This window comes from Actinophytocola sp. (assembly GCF_035762905.1).
In the GTDB taxonomy this organism is placed as follows: domain Bacteria; phylum Actinomycetota; class Actinomycetes; order Mycobacteriales; family Pseudonocardiaceae; genus DASYTH01.
In genome coordinates this window covers 1-16,184 of sequence record NZ_DASUCC010000039.1, presented here as the reverse complement: position 1 = coordinate 16,184, position 16,184 = coordinate 1, and the positions used below count along the sequence as shown (strand labels likewise).

Annotated in this window: 19 protein-coding genes; 10 read left to right on the top strand and 9 right to left on the bottom strand. The window is 71.7% G+C overall.

The window, feature by feature from the left end; all coding sequences use genetic code 11:
• Positions 1-276 (bottom strand): helix-turn-helix transcriptional regulator (locus tag VFV67_RS07175; protein WP_326468195.1); only part of this gene is annotated, 276 nt, incomplete at its 3' end.
• Positions 277-359: 83 nt separating this feature from the next.
• On the opposite strand from VFV67_RS07175, the gene VFV67_RS07170 reads away from it, so the two are divergent.
• Positions 360-617 carry a hypothetical protein gene (locus VFV67_RS07170; protein ID WP_326468194.1) on the top strand — a complete coding sequence of 86 codons (258 nt, stop codon included), beginning with the start codon at positions 360-362 and terminating at the stop codon, positions 615-617.
• On the opposite strand, the gene VFV67_RS07165 is transcribed toward VFV67_RS07170, so the two are convergent.
• Positions 586-1,269: a maleylpyruvate isomerase family mycothiol-dependent enzyme gene (locus tag VFV67_RS07165; protein ID WP_326468192.1), complete on the bottom strand. Its 684-nt coding sequence runs from the start codon at positions 1,267-1,269 to the stop codon at positions 586-588. The genes VFV67_RS07170 and VFV67_RS07165 overlap by 32 nt on opposite strands.
• Before the next feature lie 48 nt (positions 1,270-1,317).
• Here VFV67_RS07165 and upp point away from each other — a divergent pair, with 48 nt between their 5' ends.
• A complete protein-coding gene (gene upp, locus VFV67_RS07160) occupies positions 1,318-1,941 on the top strand; it encodes a uracil phosphoribosyltransferase (protein WP_326468191.1) in 624 nt (207 codons plus the stop codon).
• A gap of 9 nt (positions 1,942-1,950) precedes the next feature.
• Here upp and VFV67_RS07155 read toward each other — a convergent pair whose 3' ends face one another.
• Positions 1,951-2,547, bottom strand: a complete 597-nt coding sequence (locus tag VFV67_RS07155) for a TetR/AcrR family transcriptional regulator (protein WP_326468190.1) — start codon at positions 2,545-2,547, stop codon at positions 1,951-1,953.
• A 73-nt stretch (positions 2,548-2,620) separates the two neighbouring features.
• On the opposite strand from VFV67_RS07155, the gene VFV67_RS07150 reads away from it, so the two are divergent.
• The 4 genes from VFV67_RS07150 to VFV67_RS07135 are packed head-to-tail and all read left to right on the top strand — an operon-like array spanning position 2,621 to position 4,657.
• Positions 2,621-2,827, top strand: coding sequence for a CopG family transcriptional regulator (locus VFV67_RS07150; RefSeq protein WP_326468189.1), 207 nt, complete (start codon positions 2,621-2,623; stop codon positions 2,825-2,827).
• An 8-nt stretch (positions 2,828-2,835) separates the two neighbouring features.
• Entirely contained in the window at positions 2,836-3,225 is a 390-nt protein-coding gene (locus tag VFV67_RS07145) for a type II toxin-antitoxin system death-on-curing family toxin (protein WP_326468188.1), read from the top strand.
• 44 nt (positions 3,226-3,269) lie between these two features.
• The gene (locus VFV67_RS07140) at positions 3,270-3,668 is read left to right on the top strand and encodes a MerR family transcriptional regulator (protein WP_326468187.1); all 399 of its coding nucleotides are present in this window, start codon (positions 3,270-3,272) and stop codon (positions 3,666-3,668) included.
• Positions 3,665-4,657, top strand: coding sequence for an aldo/keto reductase (locus tag VFV67_RS07135; protein WP_326468186.1), 993 nt, complete (start codon positions 3,665-3,667; stop codon positions 4,655-4,657). Before VFV67_RS07140 ends, VFV67_RS07135 begins: the two co-directional genes overlap by 4 nt.
• 44 nt (positions 4,658-4,701) lie before the next feature.
• Here the strand turns inward: VFV67_RS07135 and VFV67_RS07130 are convergent, their stop codons facing one another.
• From VFV67_RS07130 to VFV67_RS07120, 3 genes are read right to left on the bottom strand one after another with little or no spacing between them, the layout of a single operon-like run.
• Positions 4,702-5,154, bottom strand: coding sequence for a flavodoxin family protein (locus VFV67_RS07130; RefSeq protein WP_326468185.1), 453 nt, complete (start codon positions 5,152-5,154; stop codon positions 4,702-4,704).
• The gene (locus tag VFV67_RS07125) at positions 5,139-5,660 is read right to left on the bottom strand and encodes an O-acetyl-ADP-ribose deacetylase (RefSeq protein WP_326468184.1); all 522 of its coding nucleotides are present in this window, start codon (positions 5,658-5,660) and stop codon (positions 5,139-5,141) included. Before VFV67_RS07125 ends, VFV67_RS07130 begins: the two co-directional genes overlap by 16 nt.
• A 52-nt stretch (positions 5,661-5,712) precedes the next feature.
• Positions 5,713-6,558: a helix-turn-helix transcriptional regulator gene (locus VFV67_RS07120; RefSeq protein WP_326468183.1), complete on the bottom strand. Its 846-nt coding sequence runs from the start codon at positions 6,556-6,558 to the stop codon at positions 5,713-5,715.
• Between the two features lie 9 nt (positions 6,559-6,567).
• Here VFV67_RS07120 and VFV67_RS07115 point away from each other — a divergent pair, with 9 nt between their 5' ends.
• The gene (locus VFV67_RS07115) at positions 6,568-7,383 is read left to right on the top strand and encodes an SDR family oxidoreductase (RefSeq protein ID WP_326468182.1); all 816 of its coding nucleotides are present in this window, start codon (positions 6,568-6,570) and stop codon (positions 7,381-7,383) included.
• Positions 7,384-7,386: 3 nt separating this feature from the next.
• Here the strand turns inward: VFV67_RS07115 and VFV67_RS07110 are convergent, their stop codons facing one another.
• From VFV67_RS07110 to VFV67_RS07100, 3 genes are all read right to left on the bottom strand, one after another.
• Complete coding sequence (locus tag VFV67_RS07110) at positions 7,387-9,024, bottom strand: phospho-sugar mutase (protein ID WP_326468196.1); 1,638 nt, start codon at positions 9,022-9,024, stop codon at positions 7,387-7,389.
• On the bottom strand, positions 9,018-9,812 hold the full coding sequence (locus VFV67_RS07105; RefSeq protein WP_326468180.1) for a purine-nucleoside phosphorylase: 795 nt from the start codon (positions 9,810-9,812) through the stop codon (positions 9,018-9,020). The genes VFV67_RS07110 and VFV67_RS07105 overlap by 7 nt, the downstream gene beginning before the upstream one ends.
• 105 nt (positions 9,813-9,917) lie before the next feature.
• Positions 9,918-11,621: a serine/threonine-protein kinase gene (locus VFV67_RS07100; RefSeq protein ID WP_326468179.1), complete on the bottom strand. Its 1,704-nt coding sequence runs from the start codon at positions 11,619-11,621 to the stop codon at positions 9,918-9,920.
• Between the two features lie 68 nt (positions 11,622-11,689).
• Between VFV67_RS07100 and VFV67_RS07095 the strand changes: the two genes are divergently transcribed.
• The 3 genes from VFV67_RS07095 to meaB are packed head-to-tail and all read left to right on the top strand — an operon-like array spanning position 11,690 to position 16,115.
• Complete coding sequence (locus tag VFV67_RS07095; protein WP_326468178.1) at positions 11,690-13,018, top strand: methylmalonyl-CoA mutase subunit beta; 1,329 nt, start codon at positions 11,690-11,692, stop codon at positions 13,016-13,018.
• Positions 13,015-15,150 (top strand): methylmalonyl-CoA mutase, encoded by a 2,136-nt coding sequence (scpA, locus tag VFV67_RS07090; protein ID WP_326468177.1) that lies wholly within the window; start codon positions 13,015-13,017, stop codon positions 15,148-15,150. Before VFV67_RS07095 ends, scpA begins: the two co-directional genes overlap by 4 nt.
• Positions 15,147-16,115: a methylmalonyl Co-A mutase-associated GTPase MeaB gene (gene meaB / locus VFV67_RS07085; RefSeq protein WP_326468176.1), complete on the top strand. Its 969-nt coding sequence runs from the start codon at positions 15,147-15,149 to the stop codon at positions 16,113-16,115. Before scpA ends, meaB begins: the two co-directional genes overlap by 4 nt.
• Positions 16,116-16,184: the final 69 nt, after the last annotated feature.

The following is a 16,184-nucleotide window of genomic DNA, read 5'->3' as shown; positions in this document are numbered from 1 at the left end:
GGGCTTGAGTTGCCACCAATTGGGTTCGGCGCCATTGCGGACGAGGTCGAGGAGTTCCTCGCGGCGTTTGGTTGGCACGCGGTAGAGGCCGAGGAGGGCGGCGACGTCGTCGGGGTAGAGGCCGCGGTCGCCGGTCTCCATGCGGCTGATTTTGGTGATCGAGGTGCCCAATGCCCTGGCTACGTCGGCGCAGGTGAGGCCCGCCTTCTTGCGCAGGTCGCGGAGTTCGGTGGATACCCGGCGTTGGCGGACCGGCACTCCCCGTCGTCGTGTCATGCCGACAGCATCGGAGTTTGCCACCGGGTCACTGAAGTGCTGGCAGTTTGCGGGACCGGTTGGCACCGCGCGATGGTGCGGCAATGAAGCGCATTTGGCGAGTGGAAGGCATGTACTTCTACTGGGAGATGACCGTGAAAGTCGTGCCGGCGGAACAGCCGGCGATGAAGATGACCACGGCCGACCAGGACGCGGCGATCGTCCGGATGAAACGGGTCGGCCAGCACTTCCACGACACGGTCAGCCTGCACGAGTACAGCCTGGAGTTCGGATCGCTGTCGCGATCGGACGTGCGCGAGCTGACGGTGGTCAGTCCACCACGTCCGCCGCGGCCGGAGTGAACACCGCAAGGCGCTCGGGGAACTGGCCGGGCGGGCCGGTCCAGTCCCAGGCCTCAACTTGGGCGCGGCTGCGGCGGCCGAACACCGCCCGGCTCAGCTCGTAGGTGTCCACCCGGACCGTGGCCTTGTGGTCGCCGGAGCCGAGGCGGTACTCCCGGTCCGGCGTGATCACGGTGTACGACCCGAGGTCGTCGAAGGTGCCGGAGATCCTCGGCAGCACCGCGTCGGTGATCGCCAGGGTGACCTCGGCCGGCGGCCGGCCCGCGCCGAGCGCGCCGCGCAGGTCGGCCTCGTGCACGCCGGTGTCCAGGTACGGATTGCGCACGATGAAGCCGCGGTGCTCGGCCCGCCGGACGATCTCCTCCCAGCCCGGACCGTACTTCTCCAACTCGGTGACCAGCTCCGCGACACTGTGTCCGGTGCGGGCGCTGACCTGGGCCGCCGTCCACTCGTCGCCGGGCGCCCCGGCCAGGTTGCCGGTGACCACGTCGGTGCACACACCGGCCAGGTGGCTGAGCAGGTTGTGCACCGTCCAGCGCGGACAGCCCGGAACCGGGGTGGCCAACCGCGCCACATCCAGCTCCGCCACCAGCGTGATGATCCGTTGCCGCGCGTCGCGGTAGAGAGCGGCACTGACCTCGGGTTCGACCATGGCGCTAGTGGTACACGCCGGTGACGGCGACCGCTAGCGTGTCGCCTCATGGATGTGCTGACCGTCGACCACCCCCTGGCCAAGACTCGACTGACCGTGATGCGCGATGCCAGGACGGACAGCGCGACCTTCCGGTTCGCGCTGCACGACCTGACCGTGATGCTGGTCTACGAGGCCGTGCGCGGCGCCGCGGTGCGCACCGAGCGCATCCACACCCCGGTGGCCAGGGCGGATGGCTACTGGCTGGCCGACCCGCCGCTGCTGGTGCCGGTGCTGCGGGCCGGGCTGGGCATGGCCGACATGGCGCACCGCCTGATCCCCGACTCCAAGATGGGCTTCGTCGGGTTGGCCCGGGACGAGGAGACCCTGCAGCCGACCCCGTACATGGAGTCGCTACCGGAGAACCTTTCCGGCACCCCGGTGTTCGTCCTCGACCCGATGCTGGCCACCGGCGGCTCCATGGAGTACACGATTCGGCTGCTCACCGGTCGGGGCGCCACCGACGTCACCGCCATCTGCGCGCTCGCCGCCCCGGAGGGCATCAAGCACCTCGCCGAATCCGGCCTGCCGGTCCGCCTGGTCACCGCCAGCGTGGACGAGCGCCTCAACGACTCCGGCTACATCGTCCCCGGCCTCGGCGACGCCGGCGACCGCCAGTACGGCGCGGTCTGACCGGCCGGCTCACGCCGGTACCCGCCACCCAGCCAGGTTCGCCCGGAGCACCCGCTCGTAGGCGGCGTCGGGGTCCAGTTCCTCGGGGACGTAACCGTTCAGCTCCAACGACACCATCCCGTGCGCCAGACCCCAGCAGGACATCACCACCATGGTCGCCGGCACGTCGGGGAACACGCCGGCCGCGATTCCGGCCCGGACCGCCTCGATCAGCGGGGTGAGCGCGGCGAGCGCCTCCTGGCCGACCTGCTCGTCCGGCTCGAAGCCGGGCACGGTGTTGGTGAACATGACCGGGTACAGGTGCGGGTCGGCGAGCGCGCTGCGCCGGTAGGCCAGGCCGAGCTGGATCAGGTCCTCGCCCGGGTCGTCGGTGCGCGGCACCGCACGCAGGTGTGAGCCGAACCGGTGGAACGCCTCGACGAACAGTTCCCGGACCAGCGCCGGCTTCCCGCCGAACAGCGAATACACGGCGGTGGTGGAGGTGCCGACGTCGGCGGCCAGGCGGCGCAGGCTCAGCGCCCCGGCACCTTTGGTGGACAGCAGCACCCCGGCCCGGTCGAGAAGACGCACGCGCAGCGCCTCATCGTGGGTCCTGGGCCGGGGCACCACGGTAGGCTACCGCTGTAACACTGTTACGATACCCTTGGGCGAGTGGTACCACGGAGGTATCATCAGGGCCATGGCCATGACGCTTCGACTGACCCACGAGGAGAACGAGCGGCTCACCGAGCTCGCCGCCGCCGAGGGCCGGTCAAAACACGAGGTGATGCGGCTGGCCCTGGCCGACCGCTGGGCCCGGCTGCACAAGGAACAACAGCTCGCCGAGATCCTCGGCCGGGTACTGCCCCGCTACCGCCGGTTGCTCGACAACATCGGTACGGCATGATCCGCTGAGTGATCGTCTACCTGGACGCCAGCGACCTCTTGGTGCTGGCGGCCGCGGTGACCGGTGGCGACCTGGTGGTGCGGGATCTCGGCCTGCTGGACTCCGCGGCGCACCGGCCGCGGGCCACGGTGCTGGGTGTCGAGGCCTACGACACCCTGTGGCTCAAGGCCGCCGCGCTGCTGGACTCCATCGTGCGCACCCGGCCGCTCGTCGAAGGAAACTGGCGGCTCGGCTGGGTGGCCGCGGTGACCATGTGCGACATGAACGGCTGGTGGGTGGACGCCGACGAGGACGAGGCGCTCGAGGTGGTGCGTGAGGTGGGCCGCGGCAACGTCGACGTGCCGACCATGGCCGGGCACATCGAGGCCTGGGGCCTGCCGAAGGAAAGCGATCTCTGATTCGAGTTGACCTGGAGTGCACTCCAGCTTCTACGGTCGTCACTGTGACTTATGCGATCGCCGAGGCGGCCCACAGAAGCGGGCTGTCGATCGACACCCTTCGGTACTACGAACGAATCGAGCTGATAGATCCGCCGGCCCGGGACTCCGGCGGCCGCCGGGCGTACTCCGACGATGACCTCGGCTGGCTGGGGTTTCTGACCAAGCTGCGCACGACCGGCATGCCGATCCGGCTCATGCGCGAGTACGCCAAGCTGCGCCACCAGGGACCGCGGTCGACCGGCCGGCGCAAGAAGATTCTCATCGAGCACCGCGCCGACGTGCTCGCCCGGATCGCCGATCTGCAGGCGTGTCTCGAGGTGCTCAACTACAAGATCGCCCACTACGAGCAGTGCGAGCGGGATCTGGACGCCGCGTCGCACCTGGAGGAGGCATCCGCATGACGTTGCCGACCCGCAGGCTGGGCACCCTTTCGGTCAGCGCGCAGGGCCTGGGCTGCATGGGCATGAGTGACTTCTACGGCTCCCGCGACGACGCGGAGTCGATCGCCACCATCCACCGCGCCCTCGAGCTCGGCGTCACCTTCCTGGACACGTCGGACATGTACGGCTACGGCACCAACGAGGAACTCATCGGTCGGGCGCTCGCCGACCGGCGGGACGCCGCCGTGGTGGCCACCAAGTTCGGCATCGTGCGCTCGGCGACCGACCCGTCGGTGCGCGGCATCCGCGGCGACGCCGACTACGTGCGCGAGGCCTGCGACGCGTCGCTGGGCCGGCTCGGCATCGACCACATCGACCTGTACTACCAGCATCGGGTGGACCCGAAGGTGCCGATCGAGGAGACCGTCGGCGCCATGGCCGAACTGGTCACCGCCGGCAAGGTGCGCCATCTGGGCCTGTCCGAGGCGGCCCCGGACACCATCCGCCGGGCACACGCCGTCCACCCGATCACCGCGGTGCAGACCGAATGGTCGCTGTGGAGCCGCGACATCGAGGCCGAGGTGGTGCCGACGTGCCGCGAGCTCGGCATCGGCCTGGTGCCCTACTCCCCGCTCGGCCGCGGCTTCCTCACCGGCCGGGTCACCTCCCTCGCCGACCTGGACGAGGGCGACTACCGCAGGGTCGGCCAGCCCCGCTTCGCCGACGGCAACCTCCAGCACAACCTGGCCATCGTCGAGGCCATCGGTCGCCTGGCCGCCGAGCGCGGGGTCACCGCCGGACAGTTGGCGCTGGCCTGGGTCCAGCAGCAGGGCGCGGACGTGGTGCCCATTCCCGGCACCAAGCGGCGGACCTACCTCGAGGAGAACGTCGCCGCGGCAACCATGGAGTTGTCCTCCGACGACCTCGCCGCCATCGAGAAGGCCGCCCCGACCGACGCCGTCCGCGGCAACCGCTACACCGACGAGATGATGCGCGCCGTCAACCGCTGAGCTGCCGCCGGGTTGGAACGCGACGTTCCAACCCGGCGCCCGCGTCAACCGCTGAGGCTCGCGGCGAGCGTGGCGCCGAGTTCCCAGCACGCCTCGAGATCCGCCTTGCTCGGCTCGCCCATGACGGTGACCGGAGCCGACACCGCCGTCCACCCCATGCCGTTCGCAATCGTCCGCACCGACTTCACCGCACCCTCGATGCCCTGGTTGCCGTGCACGTAAAACCCGTACGGCCGGCCCTGCGTCGCGTCAAGGCACGGGTAGTACACCGTGTCGAAGAAGTGCTTGAGCGCGCCGGACATGTAGCCGATGTTCGCCGGCGTACCAAGGAGAAACCCGTCCGCGGACAGCACGTCCGCCGCGCCCGCGGTCAGGGCCGGGCGGCGGATCACAGTCACATCCTCGATCTCCGGGGTGGTCGCGCCGGACAGCGCGGCCTCGAACATCGCCGCCAGGAACGGCGACGGGGTGTGGTGCACGATCAGAAGCCGGGCCACGCGGCCTCCCGCAGCGCCGTCAGCAGGTGGTCCCGGGTGCCCTCGTCGAAGGCGACCAGCCGGATCAGCTCGACCGCGGTCGGCGTGTCCCGGATGGTCGTCACCGCGATCCGCGCGGCCTGCTTGCTCGGGAACCCGTAGACGCCGGTGGCGATGGCCGGGAACGCCACGCTGCGGGCGCCCAACTCGTCGGCGACCCGCAGGCTGCGCCGGTAGCACGAGGCCAGCAGGTCGGCCTCGCCCGCGCCGCCGCCCCGCCAGACCGGACCCACCGTGTGGATCACGTGCCGGACCGGCGGATCCAGGTCGAACGCCGGGGTGGCCACCGCCTGGCCCGGCAGGCACGGCGCGAGCACCGCGCCCGCTTCGGCCAGCCGCGGCCCGGCCGCCCGGTGGATGGCGCCGTCCACCCCGCCACCGCCGCGCAACGACTCCTTGGCCGCGTTCACCACCGCGTCCACGTTCTCCTTGGTGATGTCGCCGAGCACGACCTCGATCCCGACCATGACCGGATGATCCCACCGCTGCACCCGGCCGGCCGGACACCGGTCCGCCGGACTACGGCTCGGCCGGGGCGAGATCCTGGGTGCCGACGACCTTGAGCAGCTGCAACGCCTCGTGCGAACGGGTCCCCGGAGTGGCCGTGTACAGGATCAGCCGCTGGTCGGCGTCCGGGATCACCAGCACCTCGCTGTGCAGCTCGATCGGCCCGACCACCGGATGGTGCACGGTCTTGCACAGGCTGCGCTGCACCGACACCTCGTGCTCGGCCCACAGCTCGGCGAACTCGGCGCTGTGCGCGAGCAACTCCCGGATCAGCGCCTTGATCTCCGGATCGTCCGGATACCGGGCGGACGCCGCCCGCAGGTTGGCCACCACCTCGCGGCCGTAGCGCTGGGTCTCCTCCGGGGAGTACCGGTTCGGTGACGCGTCGAGGAACCGCAGCCGGATCAGGTTGCGCTCACGCGGCGGCAGCGCGGAGAAGTCGGTGATCAGCGCCGCGGCCAGCCAGTTCCAGGCCAGCACCTGGTACTTCGCGTCGATCACGAACGCCGGCGAGTCGTCCAGCCGGTCCAGCATGTGCAGGATCCCGGCGCGCACCTCGCGGACCGGTCCGGCCGCGGGCCCGGGCTGCTGGCCGGCCAGGTGGAACAGGTGCGCGCGCTCGTCGTCGGACAGCCGCAGCGCCCGGGCGATCCCGCCGAGCACCGCCCGGGACGGCTGCGGTCCGCGGGACTGCTCCAGCCGGGTGTAGTAGTCAACCGACATCGCGGCCAGCGCGGCGACCTCCTCGCGGCGCAACCCCGGGGTGCGCCGGCGTGGGCCGGCGGCGAGCCCGATGTCGGCCGGGCGCAACCGTTCCCGGCGGCTGCGCAGAAAGTCGGCGAGTCCGTTCCGATCCACGGTGCCAGCATGGCATCGGTACGTGGTGGCCAGGCAGGGATCGGCGATCCCGGTCTCGACGATCTCTGCCTGGCCGCGCCGGCAGCGGTCAGGGTCGACGGCATGAGCACAACGAAGATCGCGCTGGTGACCGGCGCGAACAAGGGAATCGGCAAGGAGATCGCACGCCAGCTCGGCCGGCTCGGGATGACCGTGCTGGTCGCGGCGCGGGACGAGGGACGCGGCCGGGCGGCCGCCGAGGAGCTGGTCGCGGCCGGGATCGACGCCCGGCCGGTGCCGCTGGACGTCACCGACCCCGAGTCCGTTGCCACCGCGGCGAAACTGGTGGAGCGCGAGCACGGCCGGATGGACCTGCTGGTGAACAACGCGGGCATCGTCGCCGACGGCGACCGGGAGGGCGCCGCGACGGTCGAGACGTTCCAGCGCACCTACGCCACCAACGTGGTCGGCGTGCTGACCGTCACCCGGGCCATGCTTCCGTTGCTGCGCAAGGCATCCGAACCGGGCGTGGTGAACCTGTCCAGCGAGTTGGGCTCGATCGCGACGCTGTCCGACCCGAACGGCCAGTGGGCCGGAGTCCGGCTCTACGCCTACAACTCGTCCAAGGCGGCACTGAACATGGTGACCGTGATGCTGGCCAACGAGCTGCGCGCCGACGGAATCACGGTCAACGCCGTGTCCCCGGGCTACTGCGCCACGGACCTCAACGGCCACCAGGGTTACCGCACGCCGGAGCAGGGCGCGGCCGACGCGGTTCGGGTGGCCACCCGGCCGGACCGGGCCACCGGCGGGTTCCACGGCGAGCACGGGCCGCTGCCCTGGTGAGGCTCAGGCGCCGAGCAGCTCGGCCACCGCCGCGCGCGCCGCGGCCAGTCGCGCGGTGCCGGCCGCCCGGGCCGGTTCGAGCCGGTCCGGCGTGCCGACCGGCTCGACCACCTGGAGGTAGGCCTTGAGCTTCGGCTCGGTGCCGGACGGGCGGACGACCACCCGCAGCCGGTCGCCGGTCAACCGCAGCACGTTCGCGTCCGGCAGCAGGTCGGTCAGCTCGACCGGCACCCCGGCCAGCTCCACCGGCGGCTCGGCCCGCACCGCGGCCATCAGCCGGGCCGCGTCGGTGACCCGCACCGACACCTGCTCGGTGAGGTGCAGGCCGTGTCGCACGGCCAGGTCGTCCAGCGCGTCCAGCAGGGTCCGCCCGGCGGCCTTGAGCGTCGCGGCGAGGTCGGCGGCGAGTACCGCGGCCGAGATCCCGTCCTTGTCCCGCACGAAGTCCGGGTCGACGCTGTGCCCGAGTGCCTCCTCGTACGCGTACACCAGGCCGGTTCCGGCGCGCACCAGCCACTTGAAGCCGGTGAGCGTCTCGGCGTACCGGGCACCGTGCGCCTTGGCGATCTCGCCGAGTAGCGAGGACGACACGATCGTCGTGGCCACCAAAGGATCCGGAGAGTCCATAGTGGACAGAACGTGTTCGCCGAGCAGCGCGCCGGTCTCGTCGCCGCGCAGCATCCGCCACGAGCCGTCCCGGTCCCGCACACCCAGCGCGCACCGGTCGGCGTCCGGGTCCAGCGCGACCGCCAGATCGGCGTCCACTTCGGACGCCAGGCGGAGCAGCCGGTCCGGCGCGCCGGGCTCCTCCGGGTTCGGGAAGCTGACCGTGGGAAAGTCCGGGTCCGGCACGGCCTGCTCGACCACCACCCGCACGTCGGTGAAACCGCTGCGGCGCAACGCTTCCACCGCGGTCTGACCGCCGACGCCGTGCATCGGGGTGAGCGCGATGCGCAGGTCGCGGGCGGTTCCGCGGGGCAGCGTGGCGATCCGCTCCAGGTAGCCGTCCACCTCGGCCTCGGTCACCGGCAACGCGGAATCCGCGGTGGGCACCGAGATCGCCGCCGGAACCTCCCGGATGGCCGCCTCGATCAGTCGGTCGTCCGGCGGCGCGATCTGCGCGCCGTCGCCGAGATAGAGCTTGTACCCGTTGTCCGCGGGCGGGTTGTGCGACGCGGTGATCTGGATGCCGGCCACCGCGTGCCCGGCCCGGACCAGGAAAGCGGTGATCGGGGTCGGCAGCGGGCCGGGCAGCGTGCGCACCGTGAAGCCGGCCCCGGCAAGCACCGCCGCGGCCGCGGTGGCGAACTCGGCCGAGCCGTGCCGGGCGTCCCGGCCGACGAACACCGTGCCGCCGGCGTGCCCCTTGGCGAGGAGGAACCGGGCCACCCCGGCCGTGGCCCGGATCACCACCGCGCGGTTCATTCCGTTCGGGCCGGCCCGAACCGGCCCGCGCAGCCCGGCCGTGCCGAAGGTCAGCTCGCCGCCCATCCGGTCGGCGAGCTCGCCGGTCGCCGCCGCGTCGCCGGCCATCGCCGAGGCCAGCACCCGCTGCAGCTCGGCCCGGGTGTTCGGATCGGGGTCATCGGCGATCCACCGGTACGCCCGGTCCCGCAGGTCCGGCGTCAACCTGCTCAAGATTGCGTCACCAGCTCGCGCAGCAGCTGACCCATCCGGCTGGCCGACTGCCGGCCCGCCTCGAGGACCTCCTCGTGGTTGAGCGGCTCGCCGGTCAGGCCGGCGGCGAGGTTGGTGACCAGGGACAACCCGAAGACCTCGAGTCCGGCCGCCCGGGCCGCGATCGCCTCGAGCACGGTCGACATGCCGACCAGGTCGGCGCCGAGCACGGTCAGCATCCGGATCTCGGCCGGCGTCTCGAAGTGCGGGCCGGGCAGCCCCGCGTAGACGCCCTCCACCAGCGACGGGTCGATCCGCATGGCCAGGCCGCGCAGCCGGGCCGAGTACAGGTCGGTGAGGTCCACGAAGTGCGCGCCGACCAGCGGCGAGGTCCCGGTGAGGTTCAGATGGTCGCTGATCAGCACCGGCTGCCCGACCTCGACCCCGGGGCGCAGGCAGCCCGCGGCGTTGGTCAACACCACCGTGCCGCACCCGGCCGCCGCCGCCGTGCGCACGCCGTGCACCACCGGCCCGACGCCCTTGCCCTCGTACAGGTGCGTGCGGCCGAGCAGCACCAGCACCCGGTGCCCGCCGACCACCAGCGACCGGATCGTGCCGCCGTGCCCGAGCACCGTCGGCGCGGCGAACCCGGGCAGCTCCGCCACCGGCACCTCGGCCGCCGGCTCACCCAGCTCATCCGCCGCCGGCCGCCAGCCCGACCCCAGCACCACCGCGACGTCGTGCTTGTCGACACCCGTCCGCTCGGCCAACGCCCGCGCGGCCGCCTCCGCCAGTTCCACCTGCTCACTCATGGCGACACCTCGCACGCTCGGTGTCGCCGAACCCCGTCGCCTCGCACGCTCGGCGTCGGGGCAGTACTCAACAGTTCGCTCGCCTGCTCGCTCACGGCGGCGAGCCTAACCGGTGACCTTGAAGCCCTTCGCGACCTCGTCGAACAGCTTCGTCCGGCCGGTGTCCTCCTGGTCGATCGGCACGGTCACGGCAACCACCCACACGTCGACGCCGATCGGGAACAGCCGGGCGAAGGTCACCCGGTAGCTGCCGGTGTCGCCACCCGGGGTCCACTCGGTGGTCTTGTAGGTCAGGTCGGCGGCGGGCTCGGGTCCGGGCGGTACCGGGTCCGTGACCGCGGCGAGCTTCGGCATCTCCGGCAGCCGGGCCTGCTTCGTCAGGACCGCGACATAGGTGTCGATCGTGTGATCCGGGTACAGGTTCGGAAACCGCTCGACGGTCACCTGCTGGGTGCCGTCCGGCGCGACGAAGTGCACCCGGGCGCTGTTCACCAGATCCTCGCTGACGCGCTGCTGGACGAACTGGGTCCAGCCCTTCGGCGCCGGCACCTCGAACCGGGCGCCCTGCTCACCGGTGGCCGTGTGTGCCTCGGCCACCTGGCTCGGCAGCTCGTCGACCGGCGCGGCGCTCGGCTGCGTGGGCGTCACCCGGACCGGTGGCAGGACCGGCTTGCCGCCGACGGTCCTGGCCAGCGCGAACCCGCCGGCGCCCATGATCAGGAATACCAGGGCGGCACTCACGATGATCGCCGTCCAGCCGAGCGTGCCGCGACCGCGCGGCCGAACCGGGCGGGGTGGCCCGGCCGGACGGTCCGGCACCGCGAACGGCAGCGGACCCGGGTCGGCGGCCAGCGCGGGCGCCGGAGCGGGTTCCGCCGCCTCGGCCGGCGCCGCCTCGGGCCTCGGCTCCGGCACCTTGACGGCCGGCGCCTTGGCCGGCGCCTCGGCCGGTTCCTCGTCGTCGGTGGCGGTGTAGAGCGGGGTGCCGGGCGGCGGCAGCAGCGGGTGCAGCATCCGGCGCACCTCATCCAGCGAGGCGCGCCCGGCCGGGTCCTTCACCATCAGCGCGGCGATGACCTCGCGCAGCGGCCCGTCCGACGGCTCCGGAACGTCGCCGTGCACCACCGCGGACAGTGTCTCCAGCACGGCGCCGTCCGGGTCGTACGGCGCGCGGCCCTCGACCGCGGCGAACAGCGTGGCGCCCAGCCCCCACAGGTCCGCGGCCGGCGTCACATCGCCCCCGGCGGCCACCTCCGGCGCCATGTAGGCCGGCGAGCCGAGCGTCATCCCGGTCCGGGTCAGGGTCAGCTCGGCGACGTTGCGGGCGATGCCGAAGTCGGTCAGCTTCACCTGGCCGTCCCCGGTGACCAGCACGTTCCCCGGCTTGACGTCCCGATGTGTGATCCCGGCCCGGTGCGCGGCCGCCAGCCCGGCCGCGATCGCGTCGCCGACCGTGGCCGCCTTCGGCGCGTCCAGCGGCCCGAACCCGCGCAACACCTCGGCCAGGTTGAGCGCCGGCAGGTACTCCATCACCACGAACGGCTCACCGTTCTCCCTGGCGACGTCGTGCAGCGTGACCACGTTGGGGTGCGAGACCACGGCGATCGCCCGGGCCTCGCGCAGGGTCCGCTCGCGCAGCTCGTCCGCGTCCGCCTCGGGGATTCCCGGGATCACCCGGACCTCCTTGACCGCGACCGGCCGTTGCAGAAATTCGTCGTAGGCCTCCCAGACCGTGCCCATCGATCCCTGGCCGAGCAGCCGCCGCAGCCGGTACCGCCCGGCGACCACGCGCTGCTCTGGAGTTTCCATCCACCCATTCTTGACGGTGACTGCACTCACCTAACGTGTGACCTCGGGTATCCGTAGCATTCGGGGACATGACGGCTGCCGAGTTGTCGCTGGCCGGCGACTTTCCGCCGGTCACCCGTGAGCAGTGGCTGGCCCTGGCCGGACCGCTGGAAAAGCTGGCGAACACCACCTACGACGGCATCGTCCGGGCACCGCTCTACACCGCGGACGATGTCACCGCCGCGCCCGGACCGGTCGGCAACGCGCCGGGCTGGGACGTCCGGCAGCGGCACGACGTGCCCGACGCCGCGGCGATCCTGGACGACCTCGAGCACGGCGTCACCTCGCTGTGGCTGGTCGATCTGCCGGCCGACGCACTGCCCGAGCTGCTCCGCGAGGTCTACCTCGATCTCGCTCCGGTCACCCTGGACGCCGGCGCCGAGTTCGCCACCGCCGCCCAGACGCTGCTGCGGATCCACGAGGACAAGGGCATCGCGCCCGACGCGGTGCGCGGAAACCTCGGCGCCGACCCGCTCGGCCTGCGGGCCAGCACCGGCGCCGACACCGATCCGGCCGCCGCCGCCCGGCTCGCTTCCCGTGTCGCGGCGGAGTTTCCCGCGCTGCGCGCCTTCGTGGTCGACGCGCTGCCCTACCACGAGGCGGGCGGCTCGGACGCGCAGGAACTGGGCTGCGCCCTGGCCACCGGCGTCGCGTACCTGCGGGCCGGCACCGCCGCCGGACTGTCCCCGGCCGCGGCCGCCGGACAGTTGGAGTTCCGTTACGCCGCAACGGTCGACCAGTTCCTGACGATCGCCAAGCTGCGCGCGGCGCGGCGGCTGTGGGCCCGGGTCGGTGAGGTCTGCGGGATCACCGGCGCCGCCCAACTGCAGCACGCGGTCACCTCGCCGGCCGCGCTGACCCGGCGCGACCCCTGGGTGAACATGCTGCGCAGCACGCTCGCCTGCTTCGCCGCCGGGGTCGGCGGGGCGGACGCGATCACCGTGCTGCCGTTCGACTCCGCCGTCGGGCTGCCGGACGCGTTCGGCCGCCGGATAGCCCGCAACACGCAGTCGATCCTGCTCGAGGAGTCGCACGTGGCCACCGTGCTCGACCCGGCCGCCGAATCCTGGTACGTGGAGCGGCTCACCGACGAGCTCGCCGAGACCGCGTGGGAGTGGTTCACCGAGATCGAGCGGTCCGGCGGGATGTCCGCCGCGCTGGACTCCGGGATGATCGCGGACCGGCTGGCGCGGACCTGGCGGGCGCGGTCGGCGAACATCGCCGACGGCACCGACAAGATCACCGGAGTGACGGTGTTCGCCAAGGAGGACGAGCAACCCCTGGTCCGTCCGCCGGCTCCGGCGGCCCGGACCGGCGGGCTGCCGCGGGTGCGCTACGCCGAGGAGTTCGAGTCATGATCCCTGACTTCTCCGACATCAAGCTCGGCCAGCCGGTCACCGGGCCCGCGCCGGCCGGCGGTGCGGCCTGGGAGACGCCCGAGGGCATAGAGATCAAACCCTTGTACACCAAGGAAGATCTGGCCGGCCTGGATTTCCTGGGCACCTACCCGGGAATCGTGCCGTACCTGCGCGGGCCGTACCCGACCATGTACGTCAGCCAGCCGTGGACCATCCGGCAGTACGCGGGGTTCTCCACCGCCGAGGAGTCCAACGCCTTCTACCGGCGCAACCTCGCCGCCGGCCAAAAAGGACTGTCGATCGCGTTCGACCTTGCCACGCACCGGGGTTACGACTCGGATCACCCGCGGGTGGCCGGCGACGTCGGCATGGCCGGGGTGGCCATCGACTCGATCTACGACATGCGCCAGCTGTTCGACGGTATCCCGCTGGACCAGATGACCGTTTCGATGACCATGAACGGCGCGGTGCTGCCGATCCTCGCGCTGTACGTGGTGGCCGCGGAGGAACAGGGGGTGCCGCCGCAGAAGCTCGCCGGCACCATCCAGAACGACATCCTCAAAGAGTTCATGGTGCGCAACACCTACATCTACCCGCCAGAGCAGTCGATGCGCATCGTGTCGGACATCTTCGGCTACGCCTCGCAGAACATGCCGCGGTTCAACTCGATCTCCATCTCCGGCTACCACATGCAGGAGGCCGGGGCGACGCAGGACCTCGAGCTCGCCTACACGCTCGCCGACGGGGTGGAGTACATCCGCGCGGGGCTCGCCGCCGGGCTGCCGGTCGACTCGTTCGCCCCCCGGCTGTCCTTCTTCTGGGCCGTGGGCATGAACTTCTTCATGGAGGTGGCCAAGCTGCGCGCGGCCCGGCTGCTGTGGGCCAAGCTGGTCAAGCAGTTCTCGCCGGGTTCGGACAAGTCGCTGTCGTTGCGCACGCACTGCCAGACCTCCGGCTGGTCGCTGACCGCGCAGGACGTGTTCAACAACGTGATCCGCACCTGCATCGAGGCCATGGCGGCCACCCAGGGGCACACCCAGTCCTTGCACACCAACGCGTTGGATGAGGCGCTGGCGCTGCCCACCGACTTCTCCGCGCGGATCGCCCGCAACACGCAACTGTTGCTGCAGCACGAGTCCGGCACCACCCGGGTGATCGATCCGTGGGGCGGCAGCGCGTTCGTCGAACGGCTCACCTATCAGCTGGCCCGGCGGGCCTGGGGGCACATCGAAGAGGTCGAACAGGCCGGCGGGATGGCCAGCGCGATCGACGCCGGCATCCCGAAGATGCGCATCGAGGAGGCCGCCGCGCGCACCCAGGCGCGAATCGACTCCGGGCGGCAGCCGGTGATCGGCGTGAACAAGTACCGGGTCGCGCTGGACGAAAAGATCGACGTGCTGAAGGTGGACAACGCCGGGGTACGCGCGCAGCAACTGGAGAAGCTGCGCCGGCTGCGGGCCGAGCGGGACGACGACGCGGTGCGGGCGGCGCTGGCGGCGTTGCGCCGGGCCGCCGAGGGCACCGACAACCTGGTGCCGCTGGCCGTCGACGCGGCAAGGGCCAAGGCCACCGTCGGTGAGATCTCCGAGGCGTTGGCCGCGGTGTGGGGCCGGCACTCGGCGCAGATCCGTACGATCTCCGGTGTGTACTCCGAGGAGGTCGGCGATGCGTCCAATGTGGACGCCACGCGCCGGTTGGTCGACGCGTTCGCCGAGGCCGAGGGCCGGCGGCCGCGGATCCTGGTGGCCAAGATGGGCCAGGACGGCCACGACCGGGGGCAGAAGGTGATCGCGACGGCGTTCGCCGACCTCGGCTTCGACGTGGACGTGGGGCCGCTGTTCCAGACCCCGGCCGAGGTGGCCCGCCAGGCGATCGAGGCGGACGTGCACGTGGTGGGCGTGTCCTCGCTGGCCGCCGGTCACCTCACGCTGGTGCCGTCGCTGCGCTCGGAGCTGGCCGAGCTCGGAAGGCCGGACATCATGATCGTGGTCGGCGGCGTGATCCCGCCACAGGACTTCGACGCCCTCTTCGAGGCGGGCGCGGCGGCGATCTTCCCGCCGGGGACGGTGATCGCGGACGCGGTGACCGACCTGCTGGAGAAGCTGGCCACCCAACTCGGCCACGGGGCATGACCGACTACGCCGAGGGTGTCCTGGCGGGGGACCGCGCGATCCTGTCGCGGGCGATAACGCTCGTCGAGTCCACGCGCCCGGACCACCGCCAGAAGGCCCAGGAACTGCTGGTGGAGCTGCTGCCGCACGCGGGCGGCGCGCACCGGGTGGGGATAACCGGGGTGCCGGGAGTCGGCAAGTCGACTTTCATCGACATGCTGGGAACCACCCTGACCGCGGCCGGCCACCACGTGGCGGTGCTGGCCGTGGACCCGTCGTCGAGCCGGACCGGCGGCAGCATCCTGGGCGACAAGACCCGGATGGCGAAGCTGTCGGTGGACCCGGCGGCGTTCGTCCGGCCGTCGCCGACCTCGGGAACACTCGGCGGCGTGGCCCGCGCGACCCGCGAGACCATCGTGCTGATGGAGGCCGCGGGCTACGACACCGTGCTGGTGGAGACCGTGGGCGTCGGCCAGTCGGAGGTCACCGTGGCGAACATGGTCGACTGCTTCCTGTTCCTGACGCTCGCCCGGACCGGCGACCAGCTCCAGGGGATCAAGAAGGGCGTGCTGGAGCTGGCGGACGTGATCGCGGTGAACAAGGCGGACGGCGAGCACGAGAAGGAAGCGAGCAAGGCGGCCCGGGAACTGGCCGGGGCGATCCGGTTGCTGCGTTCCGGCGAGGAGCTGTGGACGCCACCCGTGCTGACCAGCAGCGCGCTGACCGGGGCCGGTATCGAGAAGGTGTGGGAGAAGGTCAGGGAACACCACTCGACGCTCGACGCGGCCGGTGAGCTGGCGGCGAAGCGGAGCCGTCAGCAGGTGGACTGGACCTGGTCGATGGTCCGCGACACCGTGATGTCCCGCCTGCACGAGAACACCGAGGTCCGAGCCCTGGCACCGGAGCTGGAGGAAGAAGTGCGAGCCGGCCGGCTGACCCCGACCCTGGCGGCGGAGCGCATCCTGAAAGCCTTCGGCCTGCGCTGACCGCAACAATTCCGCAACAGCCATCCCCTTACCCAACCGGGTGATCTTCGCGCGAACGGCCCACTCGCG

What these genes read in the sequence shown, in the direction of transcription:
- VFV67_RS07115 (WP_326468182.1), top strand. Translation starts at nt 6,568, where the DNA reads ATGGCATCGGTACGTGGTGGCCAGGCAGGGATCGGCGATCCCGGTCTC.
- scpA (WP_326468177.1), top strand. Translation starts at nt 13,015, where the DNA reads ATGATCCCTGACTTCTCCGACATCAAGCTCGGCCAGCCGGTCACCGGG.
- VFV67_RS07125 (WP_326468184.1), bottom strand. Translation starts at nt 5,660, where the DNA reads ATGGTCGGGATCGAGGTCGTGCTCGGCGACATCACCAAGGAGAACGTG.
- VFV67_RS07100 (WP_326468179.1), bottom strand. Translation starts at nt 11,621, where the DNA reads ATGGAAACTCCAGAGCAGCGCGTGGTCGCCGGGCGGTACCGGCTGCGG.
- VFV67_RS07135 (WP_326468186.1), top strand. Translation starts at nt 3,665, where the DNA reads ATGACGTTGCCGACCCGCAGGCTGGGCACCCTTTCGGTCAGCGCGCAG.
- meaB (WP_326468176.1), top strand. Translation starts at nt 15,147, where the DNA reads ATGACCGACTACGCCGAGGGTGTCCTGGCGGGGGACCGCGCGATCCTG.
- VFV67_RS07095 (WP_326468178.1), top strand. Translation starts at nt 11,690, where the DNA reads ATGACGGCTGCCGAGTTGTCGCTGGCCGGCGACTTTCCGCCGGTCACC.
- VFV67_RS07165 (WP_326468192.1), bottom strand. Translation starts at nt 1,269, where the DNA reads ATGGTCGAACCCGAGGTCAGTGCCGCTCTCTACCGCGACGCGCGGCAA.
- VFV67_RS07150 (WP_326468189.1), top strand. Translation starts at nt 2,621, where the DNA reads ATGGCCATGACGCTTCGACTGACCCACGAGGAGAACGAGCGGCTCACC.
- VFV67_RS07105 (WP_326468180.1), bottom strand. Translation starts at nt 9,812, where the DNA reads ATGAGTGAGCAGGTGGAACTGGCGGAGGCGGCCGCGCGGGCGTTGGCC.
- upp (WP_326468191.1), top strand. Translation starts at nt 1,318, where the DNA reads ATGGATGTGCTGACCGTCGACCACCCCCTGGCCAAGACTCGACTGACC.
- VFV67_RS07170 (WP_326468194.1), top strand. Translation starts at nt 360, where the DNA reads ATGAAGCGCATTTGGCGAGTGGAAGGCATGTACTTCTACTGGGAGATG.